At 75.5% G+C, this 16,151-nt stretch carries 16 protein-coding genes and 1 tRNA gene; 11 read left to right on the top strand and 6 right to left on the bottom strand.

Annotated features, from left to right (window positions below):
• Window positions 1-30 precede the first annotated feature (30 nt).
• The 8 genes from ACQP60_RS12535 to ACQP60_RS12500 all read left to right on the top strand — a co-directional run bounded on the left by ACQP60_RS12535 (window position 31) and on the right by ACQP60_RS12500 (window position 7,988).
• Entirely contained in the window at window positions 31-1,857 is a 1,827-nt protein-coding gene (locus ACQP60_RS12535; protein ID WP_429732926.1) for a dolichyl-phosphate-mannose--protein mannosyltransferase, read from the top strand.
• Between the two features lie 194 nt (window positions 1,858-2,051).
• Complete coding sequence (locus ACQP60_RS12530) at window positions 2,052-2,753, top strand: SipW-dependent-type signal peptide-containing protein (RefSeq protein ID WP_429732924.1); 702 nt, start codon at window positions 2,052-2,054, stop codon at window positions 2,751-2,753.
• A 95-nt stretch (window positions 2,754-2,848) separates the two neighbouring features.
• Window positions 2,849-3,925, top strand: a complete 1,077-nt coding sequence (locus tag ACQP60_RS12525) for a hypothetical protein (RefSeq protein ID WP_429732922.1) — start codon at window positions 2,849-2,851, stop codon at window positions 3,923-3,925.
• The gene (locus ACQP60_RS12520) at window positions 3,922-4,551 is read left to right on the top strand and encodes a signal peptidase I (protein ID WP_429732920.1); all 630 of its coding nucleotides are present in this window, start codon (window positions 3,922-3,924) and stop codon (window positions 4,549-4,551) included. The genes ACQP60_RS12525 and ACQP60_RS12520 overlap by 4 nt, the downstream gene beginning before the upstream one ends.
• On the top strand, window positions 4,551-5,444 hold the full coding sequence (locus ACQP60_RS12515; RefSeq protein ID WP_429732917.1) for a hypothetical protein: 894 nt from the start codon (window positions 4,551-4,553) through the stop codon (window positions 5,442-5,444). Before ACQP60_RS12520 ends, ACQP60_RS12515 begins: the two co-directional genes overlap by 1 nt.
• The gene (locus ACQP60_RS12510; protein WP_429732915.1) at window positions 5,441-6,085 is read left to right on the top strand and encodes a sortase family protein; all 645 of its coding nucleotides are present in this window, start codon (window positions 5,441-5,443) and stop codon (window positions 6,083-6,085) included. Before ACQP60_RS12515 ends, ACQP60_RS12510 begins: the two co-directional genes overlap by 4 nt.
• Before the next feature lie 50 nt (window positions 6,086-6,135).
• A complete protein-coding gene (locus ACQP60_RS12505; RefSeq protein ID WP_429732912.1) occupies window positions 6,136-7,326 on the top strand; it encodes a sensor histidine kinase in 1,191 nt (396 codons plus the stop codon).
• Window positions 7,323-7,988 (top strand): response regulator transcription factor, encoded by a 666-nt coding sequence (locus ACQP60_RS12500; protein WP_429732910.1) that lies wholly within the window; start codon window positions 7,323-7,325, stop codon window positions 7,986-7,988. Before ACQP60_RS12505 ends, ACQP60_RS12500 begins: the two co-directional genes overlap by 4 nt.
• Before the next feature lie 9 nt (window positions 7,989-7,997).
• Here the strand turns inward: ACQP60_RS12500 and ACQP60_RS12495 are convergent, their stop codons facing one another.
• From ACQP60_RS12495 to ACQP60_RS12485, 3 genes are all read right to left on the bottom strand, one after another.
• A complete protein-coding gene (locus ACQP60_RS12495) occupies window positions 7,998-9,455 on the bottom strand; it encodes a family 20 glycosylhydrolase (RefSeq protein WP_429732907.1) in 1,458 nt (485 codons plus the stop codon).
• 141 nt (window positions 9,456-9,596) lie between these two features.
• Window positions 9,597-11,279 carry a hypothetical protein gene (locus ACQP60_RS12490; RefSeq protein WP_429732904.1) on the bottom strand — a complete coding sequence of 561 codons (1,683 nt, stop codon included), beginning with the start codon at window positions 11,277-11,279 and terminating at the stop codon, window positions 9,597-9,599.
• Between the two features lie 102 nt (window positions 11,280-11,381).
• Complete coding sequence (locus tag ACQP60_RS12485; protein WP_429732901.1) at window positions 11,382-11,834, bottom strand: MarR family winged helix-turn-helix transcriptional regulator; 453 nt, start codon at window positions 11,832-11,834, stop codon at window positions 11,382-11,384.
• A gap of 89 nt (window positions 11,835-11,923) precedes the next feature.
• Here ACQP60_RS12485 and ACQP60_RS12480 point away from each other — a divergent pair, with 89 nt between their 5' ends.
• The 3 genes from ACQP60_RS12480 (at window position 11,924) to ACQP60_RS12470 (ending at window position 13,873) form a co-directional block, all read left to right on the top strand.
• Window positions 11,924-12,586: a hypothetical protein gene (locus ACQP60_RS12480; RefSeq protein ID WP_429732899.1), complete on the top strand. Its 663-nt coding sequence runs from the start codon at window positions 11,924-11,926 to the stop codon at window positions 12,584-12,586.
• A 34-nt stretch (window positions 12,587-12,620) separates the two neighbouring features.
• Entirely contained in the window at window positions 12,621-13,163 is a 543-nt protein-coding gene (locus ACQP60_RS12475) for a sugar O-acetyltransferase (protein ID WP_429732896.1), read from the top strand.
• Between the two features lie 68 nt (window positions 13,164-13,231).
• Window positions 13,232-13,873: a hypothetical protein gene (locus tag ACQP60_RS12470; protein ID WP_429732893.1), complete on the top strand. Its 642-nt coding sequence runs from the start codon at window positions 13,232-13,234 to the stop codon at window positions 13,871-13,873.
• Window positions 13,874-13,946: 73 nt separating this feature from the next.
• On the opposite strand, the gene ACQP60_RS12465 is transcribed toward ACQP60_RS12470, so the two are convergent.
• The 3 genes from ACQP60_RS12465 to ACQP60_RS12455 all read right to left on the bottom strand — a co-directional run bounded on the left by ACQP60_RS12465 (window position 13,947) and on the right by ACQP60_RS12455 (window position 16,124).
• A tRNA-Ala gene (locus tag ACQP60_RS12465) sits at window positions 13,947-14,019 on the bottom strand.
• A 50-nt stretch (window positions 14,020-14,069) separates the two neighbouring features.
• Complete coding sequence (locus ACQP60_RS12460) at window positions 14,070-15,401, bottom strand: hypothetical protein (protein WP_429732890.1); 1,332 nt, start codon at window positions 15,399-15,401, stop codon at window positions 14,070-14,072.
• A gap of 81 nt (window positions 15,402-15,482) precedes the next feature.
• On the bottom strand, window positions 15,483-16,124 hold the full coding sequence (locus ACQP60_RS12455; RefSeq protein WP_429732887.1) for a GNAT family N-acetyltransferase: 642 nt from the start codon (window positions 16,122-16,124) through the stop codon (window positions 15,483-15,485).
• Between the last annotated feature and the right edge of the window lie 27 nt (window positions 16,125-16,151).

The raw sequence follows: 16,151 nt of genomic DNA, 5'->3' as shown, positions 1-16,151 counted from the left end.
CCAGCGTCGCACGCCCCCTACGATGACCCGGTGACCGCCCCCGACGCCGACGCCACCGCCACCGGCGATCCCGCGCCCGCGGGCACGCCGCCGAGCCACGCGCGCCACCGCGCGGACACGACGCCCGACACGACGCCCGACACGACGCCGGACGGGACGCCCGAGCCGGACGGCTCGCCGGAGGCGCACGCGGACCCGCCGCCGGCGTTCCCCGACGTCCCGGTAGCCCCGCCGTCCCCGACGCCCGCGGACGGCGACGGCCGCACCACCCAGGCAAAGCTGCTCGAACGGCTGCTCGGCGCCCGGCGCGTCCGGCTCGACCTGCGCCGCCGCGACCGGTTCTGGGGCTGGTTCGGCACGATCGTCGTCACGCTGCTCGCGGCGGCCGCCCGGCTGTGGCAGCTGGGCCAGCCTCACAAGCTGGTGTTCGACGAGACCTACTACGTCAAGGACGCGTTCACGCTCGGCCGCCTCGGCTTCGAGGCGCAGTGGCCCGACGAGCCGAACCCGGCGTTCGAGGCCGGCGACGTCCTCACCTATCTCGACAAGGCCGCGTACGTCGTCCACCCGCCGATCGGCAAGTGGATGATCTGGCTCGGCATGGAGGCCGGCGGGGGCGCGACCAGCTCGTTCGCGTGGCGGATGTCCAGCGCGGTCATCGGGATCCTCGCCGTGTTCCTGCTGGTGCGGATCGCGCGGCGGCTGTTCGCCTCGACCACGATGGGGATCGTCGCGGGCCTGCTGCTCGCCGTCGACGGCGAGGCCATCGTGCACTCGCGCACGGCCCTGCTGGACCAGTTCCTCATGTTCTGGGTGCTGGTGGCGTTCGGCTGCCTGGTCATGGACCGCGAGCAGGCCCGACGGCGGCTCGCGGGGCGCGTCGCCGAGATCCTCGACGCCGGCGGGACCGTCGCGCGCTACGGCCCGCGGCTCGGCTTCCGCTGGTGGCGCCTCGCCGCCGGCGTCAGCCTGGGCCTGGCGTGCGGCACCAAGTGGTCGGGCCTGTGGTTCGTCGCCGTCTTCGGCATCCTCACCGTGCTGTGGGACCTCGCGGCCCGGCGCGCCGCCGGCGTCGGCCGCTGGTGGGAGGACTCCCTCGTCGTCGACGCCGTCCCCGCCTTCCTCACGATCGTGCCCACCGCGTTCGTCGTCTACCTCGCGTCGTGGTGGTCGTGGTTCGTGAACCAGGGCGCCTACCTGCGGCAGTGGGCGGCCGAGCACCCCGGCGAGGGCGTCACCTGGCTGCCCGACCCGCTGCGCAGCCTGCTCCATTACCACCAGCAGATGTGGGACTTCCACACCGGGCTCTCCTCCGACCACCCCTACGCCTCGCACCCGCTGGGCTGGATCGTGCAGTGGCGACCCACGTCGTTCTTCTGGGAGAAGGAGTCGCCGGGCCAGGGCACCTGCCCCGCCGACGCTGCGGAGGCGTGCGCCCGCGCCGTCACGTCGCTCGGCAACCCGCTGCTGTGGCTGCTCGGCGCGATCGCCATCGTCGTGACGATCTGGCTGGGGATCCGGCTGCGCGACTGGCGCGCCCTCGCGGTGCTGAGCGGCACCGCCGCCGGCTGGCTGCCCTGGTTCGCCTACGCGCCGCCGTTCAGCGACCGGACGATCTTCACCTTCTACTCGATCGTGTTCACGCCGTTCGTGGTGCTGACGCTCGTCTACCCCATGGTCGTGGCGCTGGAGCGCACGGAGGGGCGGCGCCGCGAGCGCTCGCTCGCCGTGGCGGTGATCGTCGCCGTCCTGGCCGTGATCCTCGCCGTGTCGGCGATCTTCTACCCGCTGTGGACAGGCATCCAGGTGCCGTACTCCTACTGGCAGAACGTCATGCGGCTGGAGTCCTGGGTCTAGGGCGGATCCGGGCTGCTCCGAGGACCCTCCGACCTCCGCACTGGGGTTTCCCCTAGTTGTGGTCAGGCCACGCCCGTGCGCCGCCGAAGACTGGGGACCGTTGCGACGGCGAGTCACCGGACGACGGAGAAGATCTCCACGGCGAGCACTCTCGCGCGATGCGCAACGCGACCGCACGAAGGGTGAGGCTCAACATGAACACGAAGACCAAGGGAATCGTCGCCGGCGTCGCAGGGGCTGCCCTGCTGCTCGGCGCGGGCGGCACATTCGCCCTCTGGCACGACGAGGGACAGGTCGCCGGGGGTGTCATCCGCGCCGGCCACCTGAAGGTGGTGGCAGAGGACACGCGCTGGTTCGACGTCTCCCCCGACCGCGGCGACGTCCAGGACCTCACGAACGAGGTCGGCCCGAACCTGCGCTGGGACGTCAACTGGCTCGGGCAGGAGCAGACGCTCCCCATCGGCGTCACGACCCAGTTCCGCACCGTCGACCCCGACGACACGGGCTCGGGCACCGGCGGCGTGGTCGGTCACCCGATCGACCTGCCCACCTGGCAGGCCGTACCGGGCGACTTCGTCCTCGGGCAGACGCAGGTGATGGCCCACACCGAGGGCGACAACATGGACGCGCGGCTCTCCGTCCACGGCCTCTCCGCCGGCGGCGACCTCGCCCAGGGCCTCGGCCTGAAGTTCTTCGTCACCGACCGGGACGGGAACGTCATGGCCGGCGCGCATGACGTGTCCGAGGCCACCGACCTGCACCTGCCGGGGCAGGGCGGGCACGAGCTGCGGGTGTTCGTCCTCGGGACGCTTCCGCGCGACGTGTCCCAGCAGGACCTGACGGGCACCGAGGCGGCCCTGCAGGACATGACCGTGATGCTGGAGCAGGTCCGCTGACGACGCTCGCCACCGACGCCACCCGGGCCCGGCGACCACCGCGGCCCGGGACCGCGTCGGAGGCGCCGCTGCAGACCCTCGGAAGGAGGCTCTCCATGAAGTGCGCAGCCAGCCTCTCCGCCGGAGCGCTCGCGGTCGTCCTTCTCCTCACCGCGACGGGCACCACGACCGCGGCCTGGCGGGCCGACGCGCCCGTCCCCGCCGCGTCCGTCGCGGCCGGCGACCTCGACGTCACGCTCGACGCCGCGGGCGAGCCCGGGGACCCGGGCGTGATCGAGCCGAACGGCAGGCTCACGGCGTCCTACGACCTCGGCACGTCGCTGCGCGGGGACAACCTCGACGCGATCCTGCGGCTCGCGGTCCCCGCCTGGCGCGACAGCCTGCTGCTCGACGTGCTCGAGATCTCGGCCGTGGTCGAGCAGGACGGCGCCCCGGTGGCGACCGGGACGCTCGACACCGAGGGCGCGTTCCGGTTCGACGGCGCGCCCGACGTCCCCGTCGAGCTCCCGCGCGACGCCGTCGGTGCGCTGACCGTGACGCTCACCGTCGCGATGGACCCGCAGGCGGGAAACGCCTACCAGGGCCTCCGGCTGGAGGACGGCAACCTCGTCGCGGACCTGTGGCAGGTCCGGGCGGGCGGGTCGGTGGACGACCGCGAGCGCCTGTGGAGCGACGGCGCAGCGGCCCCCGCGCCGGACGTCGTCAGCGGCTCGCTGGGGGTCGAGGTCGACGCGGCCCCGCGCGCTCAGGCCGACGAGGCCGGGCCGAGCGACGCGACCGGGTCCGACGCCTCGACCAAGGCCTCCGGCACCGGACAGACCGATCCTGCCGACGCCCCGGACGACGCCGCGGCGGCGCCCGAGCCGGACGCCGAGCCCAGCACCGAGCCCGGCACCGAGCCCAGCACCGAGCCGGAGCCCGACCCCGAGCCCACCACGACCGCCCCCGCCGAGCACGACCCCGAGCCCTCGGAGACCACCCCCGCCGAGTCGGCGCCCGCCGACCCGGAGCCCGAGTGGTCCGGCGACCTGCTCGAGCTCCTCGACGAGATCGGCGTCGACGAGGCCGACGTCGACCCTGACGACCTCCCCGCCGAGGTCGAGGAGTGGGCCGACGCCCACGGGATCGCGCTGGACGACGTCCGCGCCTGGCTCGAGGGGAGGGCGTCATGACCACCGGCACCGGGCAGGCCCCGACCACCGACGTCACGCCGTCCACCGCAGGCCGGTCACGCCCCGCCGGGCGCCCGCGGCGCGCCCTCGGCAGGGTCGCGTCCGTCGTGCTCGGCGCCGTGATGGTCGCCCTCCTCGCGCTGGCAGGCGCGACCGTCGTCGCCCCCAAGGCCATGGGTGCCACCCCGCTGACGGTGCTGACGGGCTCGATGGAGCCGGCGCTCTCCCCCGGCGACGTCGTCGTGGTGCGACCGGTCGAGCCGGCGGACGTCCAGGTGGGTGACGTCCTGACCTTCCAGCCGGTCTCGGGCGACCCCACCCTGGTGACCCACCGGGTCGTCGGGGTCATGTGGGGCGACGGCGATCCTGCCGGCTTCGTCACCCGAGGCGACGCCAACGGCGCCGACGACGACCCGATCGTCGCCGACCAGGTGCGGGGCCGCGTCGTGTACTCGGTCCCGCTGGTCGGGCACCTGACGAACGCGTCGTGGGCGCCCACCGCGGTGAAGGTCGCCGCCGTCGGCCTCATCCTCTACGGCGTCGTCGCGGTCGTGACGCCCGACCGCTCGCGCCGCACCCGCGGTCGCGCCGAGCGGACCACCGACCGAGAGCAGGGAGCATCGTGATGACCAGGAACCGCACCAGGGCCCTCGCCCTCGCCGTGGTGCTCGCCGCCGCCGGGACCGTCGCCCCGTCGGCCTCCGCCGTGGTCGCGGCCCCCGTGACCGCCCGGGCCGGGGTGGTGCGGGCGGACGCGGCGAGCCCGGTCACCCCCGAGCACGACACCGACGGCACGCCCCTCCTCCGCCTGACCGGCGCCGTGACGCCGGGAGACGCGATCCTCGTCGACGGCTCGCTTCTGGGCGAGGTCGTCGTCGTCCCGGGCGACTCCGGACGGGCGGTGCTGCGCGTGCGCAACGACGGCCCGACCGCCGGCACGCTCACGGCGAGCGTCGTCGACGCCGTCGCCCTCCGCGACCCCGACGACGCGAGCTGGGTCGACGACTCGTTCTACGACGACCTGACCGTCAACGGGGTCCCCGCCACGCAGCTGGAGGGCCGTCGGACGGTGATCCACGAGGCCGCCCTGGGCCGCGGGGCCACCGTCGACATCCCCGTCGACTATGCCTTCCCGGTGGAGGCGACGAGCGGCAACCGCGCCTTCGTGGGCGAGCGCGTCTTCTCGTTCGACCTCCTGCTCCGCATCCTCGGCGACACCCCCGGTCCCGACGCACCGGGCGACGCCGACCCTGGTACGCCCCCGGGCGACGACGGGCCGGGCGCCGGCACCGCGGACCGAGGCAGCGGCGGCACCGGCACCGGCACCGCCGACCACGGCGCGGCCCGCGCGACCACCGGCGACGGCGGCACCAGCGGGCTCGTCGCCCGCACGGGCGGCACGGCCCTCTCGGACGCCCCGCCCTGGCTGCTCCTCGTCGGCGCGGCGCTCACGCTCGTCGCAGCCGGGGCCGCGCGGGCCCTGCGCCGCCGGGCCGTACCCCGCGAGGTGCCCGAGTGAGGCGCTGGGTGCGGGTGCTCCTGGGCGCGGTCGTCGTGCTGTCGCTCGGCGGCGCGGCGACCGTGACCTGGCTCGGGCTGCACGGCGGGCTGCAGGGCGGCGACACGTGCGTGGCCGCCGAGCGCGACCTGGACGGCCGGTGCGTGCGACTCGACGCCCGGCCCGACGTCGCGCACGCGGACCTGCGCCCGACCGGGGGCCGGTTCGAGGCCCCGGCCCAGGGTCTCGACGTCCCTCTCACCTCGATGTCCGCCGCGGGCGGGGTCCTCGACCCGCCTTCGCTCACCGAGGCGTTCGAGGTCCGGGACCCCGACCGCACGAGGGCCGAGGGGACCCGGCCCCGGATCGTGGCCGTGCACGCCGTGCGCGGCGGCCGCGCCCCGGGCAACGCGTTCTTCGAGCCCGCCGCGCACGCCCCCGCCGTCGCCGTCTCCCCCGGCGACGAGCTGCGGGTCGACGGGGACACCTACCTCGTGGAGAGCACCGAGGTGCTGAGCAAGGCCGACGCCGCAGCCTCGCCCGACGTCTGGGGCCACCGTCCCGGCGGCGAGGACCGCCTCGTCGTCCTCACCTGCGTCCAGCGCGCGGGCAGCACCGGGCCAGCGCGGGACAACCTGGTGATCCAGGCCGTCCGCGCCTGATCGGCGGCCCTCGGGTTGCCGGCACGCACCCCCCCTGTCGACGATGAGGCGTGGTCCGAGACGTCGATCGAGCCGAGCGCCGCGTCTTCATGATCGTCGCGGTGTCGGCCGTCGCCCTGATCGCCGCCGTCCCCGCCGTCGAGCTCGCCCTGTGGGGGATCGAGGGCATCGCCCCGGTCGCCCACGGCGGCGGCCTGCTCCTGGGCGAGACCAGGCTGGCGGTCGTCGTCCGCCTCGCCCTCCTCCTGGTCGCCGGGGTGACGGTCGCGAGCGCGCTCTCGGCCGCGCTGCTCGCGCGGCTGCGCATCCTGCACCGCTCGCGCGCCCTGCGGATCACGCTGGTCGCCTGCCTGAGCCTCGCGATCGGGGTCGTCCGCACCGCCGCCATCTCGCTCGGCCTCCCCCGCGGCGCCACGGCGGAGTTCCTGGTCGCCGAGACCCTCCTCGCGGCGGCCGAGGCGTGCTTCGCCATCTCGGTCGCGCTCTTCTACGTGGGGACACGGCAACGCATCCGGGAGGAGGAGCGTCGGCACCTCCTCGAGACGCAGCGGACGGAGCGCGCCCGCATCGAGGCCGAGAGGGAGGAGCTGCGGGTGCGGCGCGAGGTCTCCCGCGACCTGCACGGGGGCCTGCAGCAGCGGCTCGTCCTCGCGAACCGGGACGTCGAGGCGATCCGCGACGAGCTGCGCCGCGACGGGCAGGAGCGCGCGGCGCTCGTCCTCGAGGAGGTCTCCGAGCGGCTGGACGAGTTCCGCGAGACCGAGGTGCGGGCCACGGCGCACGCCCTCTACCCGCCGGCGGGCGACTTCGCCCTGTCCGCGGCGCTGCTCCTCCTCGCGGACCGGCTGCCGCCGTCGGTCCGGATGGACGTGCGCTACGAGGGCGTCGCCGACGCGCTGGTGGCCGGGTACGAGCTGCCCGCGGCCGACCGGGTCATGCTGTTCTCCATCGTCGAGGAGGGGGTGAGCAACGCCGTGCTGCACGGCAAGGCCGGCGTCATCGACGTGGTGATCAGCGGAGAGACGGACGCCTCCGGTCGCAGCACGGCCGGGCTCACCGTGGACGACGACGGCGTGGGCCTGCCGGACGACCCGACCCTCTCCGGGCTCGGCCGGCTCCGCGCGAGGGCGCGCGGGCGTGGCGGGGACCTCACGCTCGGGCCGTCACCCTTGGGGGGTGCCCGGCTCGCCGCCCGGGTGCCGGTGCCCGGCCCCTCGTCCGACCCGGACGGCCGGCGATGAGCGCCGCCCGCCGCTCGCTGCGTGTCGCCGTCGTCGAGGACGAGGCCATGATGCGCGGCCTCGTCGTGGCCCTGCTCCGCGCCCAGCCCGGGATCGAGGTGGTGGCCGACGCCGCAGGTCAGGCCGCCGCGCTGGAGGCGATCCCGCCGGGTTCGGCCGACGTCGCCCTGCTCGACATCGAGCTCGACGACGGCAACGGCATCGCCCTGGGACTCGCGCTCCAGGAGCGCGACCCGCGGTTGCGGATCCTGCTGGTCTCCAGCCACAACCTCCTCGCCCTGGTCCGCTCCATCAGCTCCAGCGCGCCGTCGGCGTGGAGCTACCTCTCGAAGCGGTCGTCGGCGCAGCCCGGCGAGCTCGTTAGGGCGCTGTCCGCCGTGGCCCAGGGCCGCGTCGTGATCGACCCCGCCCTGGTGAGCCGCTCGGTGCCCCGCTCGGACACGCTCCTGGCGCAGCTGTCGGCCGCGCAGTTCCGCGTGCTGCAGCTCGTGGCCGAGGGCCGGGGCAACGGCGCGGTGGCCGCCGAGCTGGGGATCACGCCCAAGGCGGTCGAGGCCCACCTCACGGGCATCTACAGGATGCTGGAGCTCCCGCAGGGCGTGAACTCCCGCGTCGCCGCGGTGCTCGAGTTCCTCCGCCAGTCCGTGCGGCCCGAGGGCTGACCGCCCTGCTCAGGCGGTGGGCCAGTCGACCTGCGGCGTCTCGTGGAAGGCCCACCCGCCGGCGCGCCAGGCGGGGGCCTGCGCGGCGGTGCGGGCGCGGAAGGCGTCCCAGTCCTTGCGCTCGGGAGCGGACCAGGCCACCTCGGCGACGGCGCCGAGTCGCGGGAGCAGCATGGAGAACAGCTCGTCGCGGGTGGTGATCGTCTCGGTCCAGACGGCGGCCTCGACGCCCTCGACGGCGTCGGCGGGCAGGCCGTCGATGACCGCGGTCGGCTCCCAGTCGTAGGAGTCGCGCAGCTCGACGTAGCCGGCCCAGTGCAGGCCGAGCTCGTGCTCGGGCGTGTACTTCATGTCGAGGTAGGCGTGGTTGCCGGGCGACATGATGAACCGCGCGCCCGCCTGCGCCGCCGCGACGAAGCGCGCGAACTCCTCGCCCTTGGGCTCCCAGTACTGCAGCAGCGTGCCGGGCTCCACGGGGCCGCGGGCGCCCTCCTGCCAGAAGATGGGCGTCTTGCCGTGCTCGCGCACGATGCGGCCGGCGAGCTCGACGAACTTCGCGAACTCCTCGACCTCCATCGTGAGCACCTCGTCGCCGCCGACGTGCACCCACTCGCCGTGGGTCATGGCCGCGATGTCGCCGATGACGTCGCGCAGGAACGGCTCGGTGGCCGGGTTGTCGAACCAGAGGCGCGAGAAGCCGACCTCGATGCCCTCGTACGGCTCCGTGGCCAGGCCGTCCTTCGTCAGCGACCCGTACACCTGCGTGGCTGCGTTGATGTGCCCCGGCATGTCGAACTCGGGCACGATCGTCACGAACCGCGCGGCCGCGTACTCCTGCAGCTCACGGAAGTCGTCCACCGTGAGGAAGCCGGCCGTGCCTCCGCCCACCTGGCTGTCGGACGCCTTCTCCAGCTCGGGGCGCGACGGCGTCTCGATCCGCCAGCCCTGGTCGTCGGTGAGGTGCAGGTGCAGCACCCGCAGCTTGAACGCGCCGACCAGGTCGACGACGGCACGGATGTCCTCCGGGGCGAACCAGTGCCGCACGACGTCGAACGACAGCCCGCGCCAGCGGTACCGGGGCGCGTCGTGCACGACGACGGCGGGCACCTCGCGGCGCTCGCCCACATCCCCCGCGGGGACGAGCTGGCGCAGCGTGCGCACGGCGTGCAGCAGGCCGACGAGCTCGGGCGCCGTCGCCTCGACCCCCGTCGTCGTGACCCGCAGCGTGTACCGCTCGGGGTTGTCCGAGCCCTCGGGGCCCGCGGCGTCGTCGAGCCGCAGCACGACCGGCGTGGCGTTCGCCGTGCCCGCCGCGTCGTCGACGACGCGGACGCCCGCCGCCTCCAGCTGCTCGGCCGCGATGGCCGCGAGAGCGTCGTCCGGCACGACGAGGCGGGCGGCGACCAGGGCGAGCGGCGCGGCGTCCTGCTCGTCGACGGCGGTGGGCCAGGGGATGAGGGGCAGCACGGTGATCGGGTCTCCAGGGGCGCAGGTCGACGGGTCGGCGCCGACCCGTCGATCGAAACGTTACGTTAGCGATCCTGCCGAATTGGTCGAACCCGTGTCAACGACGCTCCCGGGAGCCGCCGCCCGCGCTCAGGCCCCCGCTCAGGACGTGGCGATCAGCACCGGCTCCGGATCGGTCGGCACGAGCGCCCCGGCCCCGCCGGCCGGCCCCGACCACCCGGCGTGCACGCCGTCGGGCAGGCCGGTGCTCACCTGGTTCCACACCCACTCGCCGGTCGTGGCGCCGCCGGTCAGGTCCGCGAGGACCAGCGTCTCCACCTGCGGCACCGAGCGCAGCAGCGACCGGTCGGGCACCGACTCGGGCCGCGTCTGGTGCACGACCAGCAGGGCCGGCGGCAGCCCCTCGCGCGACACCAGGTCGGCCAGGTAGTCGGTCACCTCGCCCACCTCGGCGGCGGACATCTCGTGGGAGGCGGTCGTGACCCCGTCCCCCACCCGCGACTCGGGGTGCAGCGCGACGCCCACACCGGGTGCGCGCAGCAGCGGCTCGGCCGCGCGCACCTGCTCGACGACGGCGCCCGGGCCCGCGCCGACGTCCAGCAGCACGTACACCCCGGCGTCCTGCGCCGCCTCCACCAGCGGCCGCAGCGCGTCCACGTCCTCCTGCGTCACCCAGTCGCCGTCGTCCCCCGGCCCGCTCGCGGTGGTGCTGACCGGCAGCACCAGCGTCGGGACGACGGGGGCGTCCGCGGCCTCGTCCCCGGCCTCGTCGCCGTCACCGTCGGGGGCGACGTCGCCCGTCGGCGCGTACGCGGCGGCCGCGGCCTGCGCCCGCGCGACGGCCACGGCGGGGTCGTCCCAGACGGACGCGTCGACGGCGACGTACCGCGCCGGCAGCAGGTGCTGCGACCCGGTGGGCAGCAGCGCCGCGCGCTCCGCGGCCGCGACGCGCCAGGCGAAGGTGCCGGCGTCGCCGAACGACCGCCCCACCCCGACGACGGTGAGCGCCTGCGCCCGGTCGACGGTCTCGACGACGTGCCGCGAGGCGATGTCACCGCCGGGGACCTCGGTCGTCACGGCGCCCGCCGCGCGCAGCGACGCGATCGCGGCCTCCTGACCCTCCTGCGGGTCGACCAGCGCGAGCACCTCACGCAGCAGGCGCGGCGCCCCCTCGCCACCGCCGGAGGCCGACGGGGACGCGTCCGCGCCGCCGAGCAGGGAGTCGAGCTGGTCGACGAGGTCGTCCAGGTCGTCGTCCTCGAGCGTGGGCCCCGCGCCGGCGTCGGCGCCGTCCGCCCCGGCGACGACGTCGGGGCTGATGGTGATCGCCTGGACGCCCGCGGCGTCCGCTGCCTGGCGCGCCGCCGCGCCCGGGTCGTCCTCGGCGCTCTCTCCGGGGGCGCCCGCGGCGGCGTCGTCGCCCGCGGCCCGCTCGTCACCCGTGACCACGACGACGGCGCGCGCGCCGAGGCGGCCCAGCTCCTCGACGACGCCCGTCCCGGTGGTCCCGTCCGCCAGCAGAGCCGGCGCGTGCACCGCGACCGCCGTGGCGGACAGCGCCTCCCGCGCCCCCGCGTCGTCCGCGTCCGCGACGACCACGACCTCCGAGCGCGCGAACACGGCCTGGCTCGTCGTCAGGGCGAGCTCGACCGGGTCGGCGGCGTCGAGGAGCACCGTGTGCGCGGACAGGTCACGCACCGCGACCGCCGGCGCGCCCGTCGACGGGCTCGCCGCCTCGCCGGGCGGCGAGGCCGTGCAGCCGGCGAGGGCGAGTGCACCGGTCAGGACGACGGGCAGGACGAATCGGACGTTCCGGAGGGGCACGCCCCTCATCTTTGCGCATCGGCGGACCGCCGGTCGACGGCTTCCACGACCTCGTCACCTGCACACGCCGACGTGCGGCCCGACCATGCGCCCCGCCGCGGGTCAGGAGTCACCGAGCAGGGCCATGATCTCGGTGAACTGACGCCGCTGGGCGGCAGAGAGAGGCTCCAGGAGCGCCTTCTGCACATCGTCGAGAACGCCGTCGAGCCTCCGCAGCGCTGCGACGCCGGCCGGCGTGACCGACACGATCTTGCGGCGCCGGTTCCCCGAGTCCTCCTCCCGCTCCACCAGACCCCGATCCTCGAGCTCCCGGAGGGCGCCGGTCACGTCGCTCCGGTCGATGCCGGTGTCCCTCCCGAGGTCGGCCTGACTCTCCGGCCCCCATTGCTCGAGCGCCGCCAGGAGGCGGTAGTGGTAGCCGCGCAGGCCGTCGCCGTGGTCGGCGAACGCGGCAGCGAGCAGCGCCGACGACCGCGCCGCGGCACGCCCCAGCAGCCAGGTCGGCCGGGCCTTCTGCCGATCGGGGGTGCGGCGGGGAGGGAGGGGCTCGCGCATGTCCCGAGCCTAGCGGGATGTTGGCGCGACCCACGTTTCGTGTATGTTGGTACGACCAACCTTGGCTAGGCCAACAAAGGAGCAGGATGATGACCGACAGGACGACGCGGGTCCTCGTGGTGGGCCGCAGCGCGCGAGCCCTCACCGAGACGGTCGCGATGCTGCGGGCGCGCGGCATCGCGGCGAACGCCACGAACCAGTTCGACCGGGTACTCGACGATTACGACGCCCGCGACCTCGACCTCGTTCTCTTCGGCGGCCAGGTGCCGCCCGCCCAGCGCGAGCGCCTGGCGGCCGAGATGCTCCGTCGCCATCCCGAGGTCCGGCTCCGCAGCGGGCTGGGCGGTCTCGCGCCGCTGCTCACCGCCCAGGTCGAGGAGCACTTCGGCGGCCGGGCCTCCGGCGTCGAGCACGACGTCGAGACCGACGAGCTGCGCGTCACGCTCTCCGCCACCGCCCACGTCACGGCCACGGCGCTCTGGGCCGTGCCCGTTCCGCCAGACCCGGTGCCGCACGTGCTCGCGCTCCTCGACACCACCCTTCCGGCCGGGCTCCACGCGATCCCGCTGCCGCCGGCGGTCCCGACGCAGGGCGCGTTCGCGGCCGTCCGTGTCGACGACCGCACAGCCGTCGTGCGGATCGGCGAAGTGCCGCGACCCGCGGCGCGTGGCACCACCCCGGCACCGCTGCCCGCGCCTGAGCCCGTCACCACGCGGCTCCCCTGGGAGGAGGTCCTGCCCCGGGCATCGTGAGCCGGGCGTCGCACCCGGCAGGCACGATCGGACCATGCCGAGCGACCTCCTGATGCGCATCCACGGCCCCGAGTTCCGGGCCATGTCCGAGCGGGTGCTGCGTGCCACCGAGCTCACGTCCCGCCTCAACGTGCTGCCGTTCGACGACGACGCCGGAAAGGCCGCGCTGTTCGAGCAGCTCCTCGGCCGCCCGCTCCCGCCGAGAACGACGATCTACCCGCCCTTCTACACGGACCACGGGCTGCATCTCGACCTCGCCGAGCGGGTGTTCGTCAACCAGAACTGCACGTTCCTCGACTACGCCGGCATCCGGCTGGCCGAGCGCGTCATGGTGGCGCCGCGGGTCACGTTCATCACCGTGGGCCATCCGGTCGACACCGACGACCGCAAGGTGTGGCTCACCGGCGGCCCGATCGACGTCGAGGAGAACGTGTGGATCGGCGCGGGAGCCACCGTCCTGCCGGGCGTCACCATCGGCCGGGACTCCGTGATCGCCGCCGGGTCCGTCGTCGCCGACGACGTGCCGCCGCGCAGCCTCGTCACCGGCGGCAAGGCGACGGTGCGCCGCAGCTGGTGAGAGCTGCCGCTGGGTGAAAAGAGGGCCGCCTGTTGAGGTCGTCCGGCGCCGGTTCCTACGCTGCAGAGGTGTCCGAGACGGGCCGCGACGCCGTCAGCACCTCGCGCCGCCGCCTGCGCCGCGAGGCGTGGGGCTTCGCCGTCGGGTCGCTGTGCTTCCTCGTCGGGGCCCTCCCCCCGTACGCCGACGCCGTGGGTGCGGTCGGGACGGGCGTCACGTTCGTCGTCGGGTCCGTGTTCTTCACCGCGGCGGCGTTCGTCCAGCTGAGCCTCAGCGGCCGCCGCCCGCCCCGCGCGGGCACGCACCCCGCCGACCGGTGGGACTGGTGCGCCGCCGCGGTCCAGCTCGTCGGCACGGTGTGCTTCAACGTGAGCACGGTCGCCGCCCTGGCCGCGTCCGTCGCCGACCCGGACCGGCTCGGGGCGGGATGGAAGCCCGACGCGTACGGCTCGGTCGCGTTCCTCGTCTCCTCGGCGTGCGCGATCGTCGCGACCCGCGACCGCGGGCACCTGTGGGACCTGGACGCGCGGACCTGGCACGGCACCTGGCTCAACGCCGTCGGCTCGGTGGCGTTCGCAGCCTCCGCCGTCGGGGCGTACGTGGAGCCCGCCACGGGCACCTACCTCAGCGCGTGGTGGGACCAGGCGGGGACGCTCACCGGGGCGGTCTGCTTCCTCGTCGCGGCGCTCCTGTCGCGGCGCACGGCCTGACCCGGGAGGGGCCCGGAAGGGTCCGGGAACGACGAAGGCCGCCGCACCAGGTGCGGCGGCCTTCGGCCTTCGGTGGAGCTAGGGGGATTCGAACCCCCGACCTTCTCATTGCGAACGAGACGCGCTACCAACTGCGCCATAGCCCCGAGAGCGGTGCCAACATTAGCACCCCGTCACGGCAGGTCGCCAAATCGGCTCAGCCCGCCGCGCGACGGCGGGCGAGGATCTCGTCCAGCGGCAGGCCGAGGGTCTCGGTGCGCGGTCGCGGCTCGTCGGCGGCGGCCAGGTCCACCGACCGGTCCGGGGTCGACGACGGCACGTCCAGCGTGCCGGGCGCCCGCTCGGCCGCGGGGGCACCGGCCGGCGTGGCGGTCGGGCCGAGCGTCGCACGCATCGTCGCCGCCAGGGCCGCGCCGCGCGCCGCGTCGACCGCCGGCGTACGGCCGGCAGCACGGACGACCTCACGGCCGGCGTCGGGCGCCGGGACGGCGCGCGGCTCCCGCCGGGGGGCGGCCGGCTTCGTCACGTACGTGGGCAGAGGCACGGGCACCGGCTCCCACGGCTCGCTCCCGACCGGCGGCGGCCCGGCGGGAACGCCGTCCTCGCCCGGGTCCACGACCACGACGGGCTCCCGCGTCGCCGCCGGCTCGTCCGCGCGGACGTCGAAGACCAGGCGCTCCGGCGACGAGGCGGGGCGGCGAGGCGTGGCCGGCTCGGGCTCCGCGCTCTCCTCGCCGCCGGCGTCGTCCACCGGGACCGTCACGCGGGCGCGGGGCTCCGTGCGCCGCGTCGCGCGCGGAGAGGTGCGCGCCGACTGGTCGGCGGGCGCCGCCACGCGCGGGATGAGCTGGGTGTGCGTCGTCGAGGGGCGCACCGCGTGGCCGGTCACCCGGGGACGGTTGCGCGGCGCGTGCGGTCCGCCGTTGGCGAGAGCGCGCGCCTCGGTGGCCTGCCGCTGCGCCGCCTTGCGCTCCGCGACCCAGCGGGCGTCCGCGCGGCGGGCCTGCAGCACCGCGACCCGGCCCAGCACCAGCACGACGAGCAGGAGCGCGGTGGGCGCGGCACCGGCGTACCAGCCGACCAGGCCGAGCCCGACGACGACCCAGCCGCCGATCGTGAGGAGCAGGAGGAGGACGGTCAGCAGGAGCCGGCGGCGCGCCCTCGCGGCGCGCTGCTCGAGCAGGGCGAGGCGGGACTCGCGGGGCCGGTCGCCCTGCCCCGTGGCGCGCGGGGCGGTCAGGGCACGCGTCGCGCCCCCGTCGTCGTCCAGACCCATCGGTCGCTCCCCTCGTCCGCCCTCCGACGACGTGCCGGGCACCAGCAGCGGGGTCGCACCGCCGGTCGGGGTCGTCACCCCGCGCGTGCCGCCCGCGCCCGCCACCGCCAGCACCCGGAGCCCGCCGGAGAACCTGTCGTCCACCCGCGCGTCCAGCAGCTGCTGACGGTGCCGCAGCCGGTGCGGCACCCAGAAGCCCAGCCACAGGACGAACAGCGCGAGCACCGCGAGTCCTGCCGCCGACGTTTCCACGTCACGACGGTAGGGGACGTGGCGACGCCGCGGACGCACGCCGTCGCGGCGTGTCCGTGGTCGGACCGCGCGACACGCGGGTCAGTCGCCGTCGCGCACCTGCTGCCAGCGGGCCAGGAGCCCCTCCGGCACGTCCTCGGTGGTGAGCGCGAAGGTGCGGTGGTCGCGCCAGTGACCCTGGATGTGCAGGTAGCGCTCGCGCACGCCCTCGTCGCGGAACCCGAGCTTCTGCACCACCCGCAGGCTCGGGCCGTTCTCCGGGCGGATGTTGATCTCGATCCGGTGCAGGCCGAGCACGGCCAGGCAGTAGTCGCCGGCCATCGCGACCGACGTGGGGATGACGCCGCGGCCCGCGACGTCGCGCGACACCCAGTACCCGATGCTCGCGGAGCACAGCGAGCCGTAGACGATCTGGGACACGGTGAGCTGCCCCACCAGGGCACCGTCGAGCTCGACGGCGAACGGCAGCGTGGTGCCCGCGCGGGCCTGCGCGGACAGCGCCCGCAGGTAGTCGCCGAACGTCGACGCGGCGGGCCGCTCCCCCGGCGAGGTCGCCTCCCACGGCTCCAGCCAGCTCGCGTTCGCCGACCGCAGGCGCAGCCACTCCGGGCCGTCCTTGCGGCGCAGCGGGCGCAGCACGACCGTGCCCGAGGGGCCGTCCTCGCGCAGCGTCACCGGCCACGGCCGGGACACGGCCCATCCGCGCGCGAGCTTGTGCGTCATGCCACCTCGTTCCGTCCCGACGCCCCT

The organism is Isoptericola variabilis, from assembly GCF_050311655.1.
GTDB lineage: Bacteria > Actinomycetota > Actinomycetes > Actinomycetales > Cellulomonadaceae > Isoptericola > Isoptericola variabilis.
The sequence above is the reverse complement of the archived record's forward strand: the minus strand, read 5'-3'. Positions and strand labels throughout refer to the sequence as shown.

Excerpts from the sequence above, each read along its gene's own strand:
- ACQP60_RS12530 (WP_429732924.1), top strand. The coding sequence starts at position 2,052 with ATGAACACGAAGACCAAGGGAATCGTCGCCGGCGTCGCAGGGGCTGCC.
- ACQP60_RS12525 (WP_429732922.1), top strand. The coding sequence starts at position 2,849 with ATGAAGTGCGCAGCCAGCCTCTCCGCCGGAGCGCTCGCGGTCGTCCTT.
- ACQP60_RS12520 (WP_429732920.1), top strand. The coding sequence starts at position 3,922 with ATGACCACCGGCACCGGGCAGGCCCCGACCACCGACGTCACGCCGTCC.
- ACQP60_RS12515 (WP_429732917.1), top strand. The coding sequence starts at position 4,551 with ATGACCAGGAACCGCACCAGGGCCCTCGCCCTCGCCGTGGTGCTCGCC.
- ACQP60_RS12500 (WP_429732910.1), top strand. The coding sequence starts at position 7,323 with ATGAGCGCCGCCCGCCGCTCGCTGCGTGTCGCCGTCGTCGAGGACGAG.
- ACQP60_RS12485 (WP_429732901.1), bottom strand. The coding sequence starts at position 11,834 with ATGCGCGAGCCCCTCCCTCCCCGCCGCACCCCCGATCGGCAGAAGGCC.
- ACQP60_RS12480 (WP_429732899.1), top strand. The coding sequence starts at position 11,924 with ATGACCGACAGGACGACGCGGGTCCTCGTGGTGGGCCGCAGCGCGCGA.
- ACQP60_RS12475 (WP_429732896.1), top strand. The coding sequence starts at position 12,621 with ATGCCGAGCGACCTCCTGATGCGCATCCACGGCCCCGAGTTCCGGGCC.
- ACQP60_RS12455 (WP_429732887.1), bottom strand. The coding sequence starts at position 16,124 with ATGACGCACAAGCTCGCGCGCGGATGGGCCGTGTCCCGGCCGTGGCCG.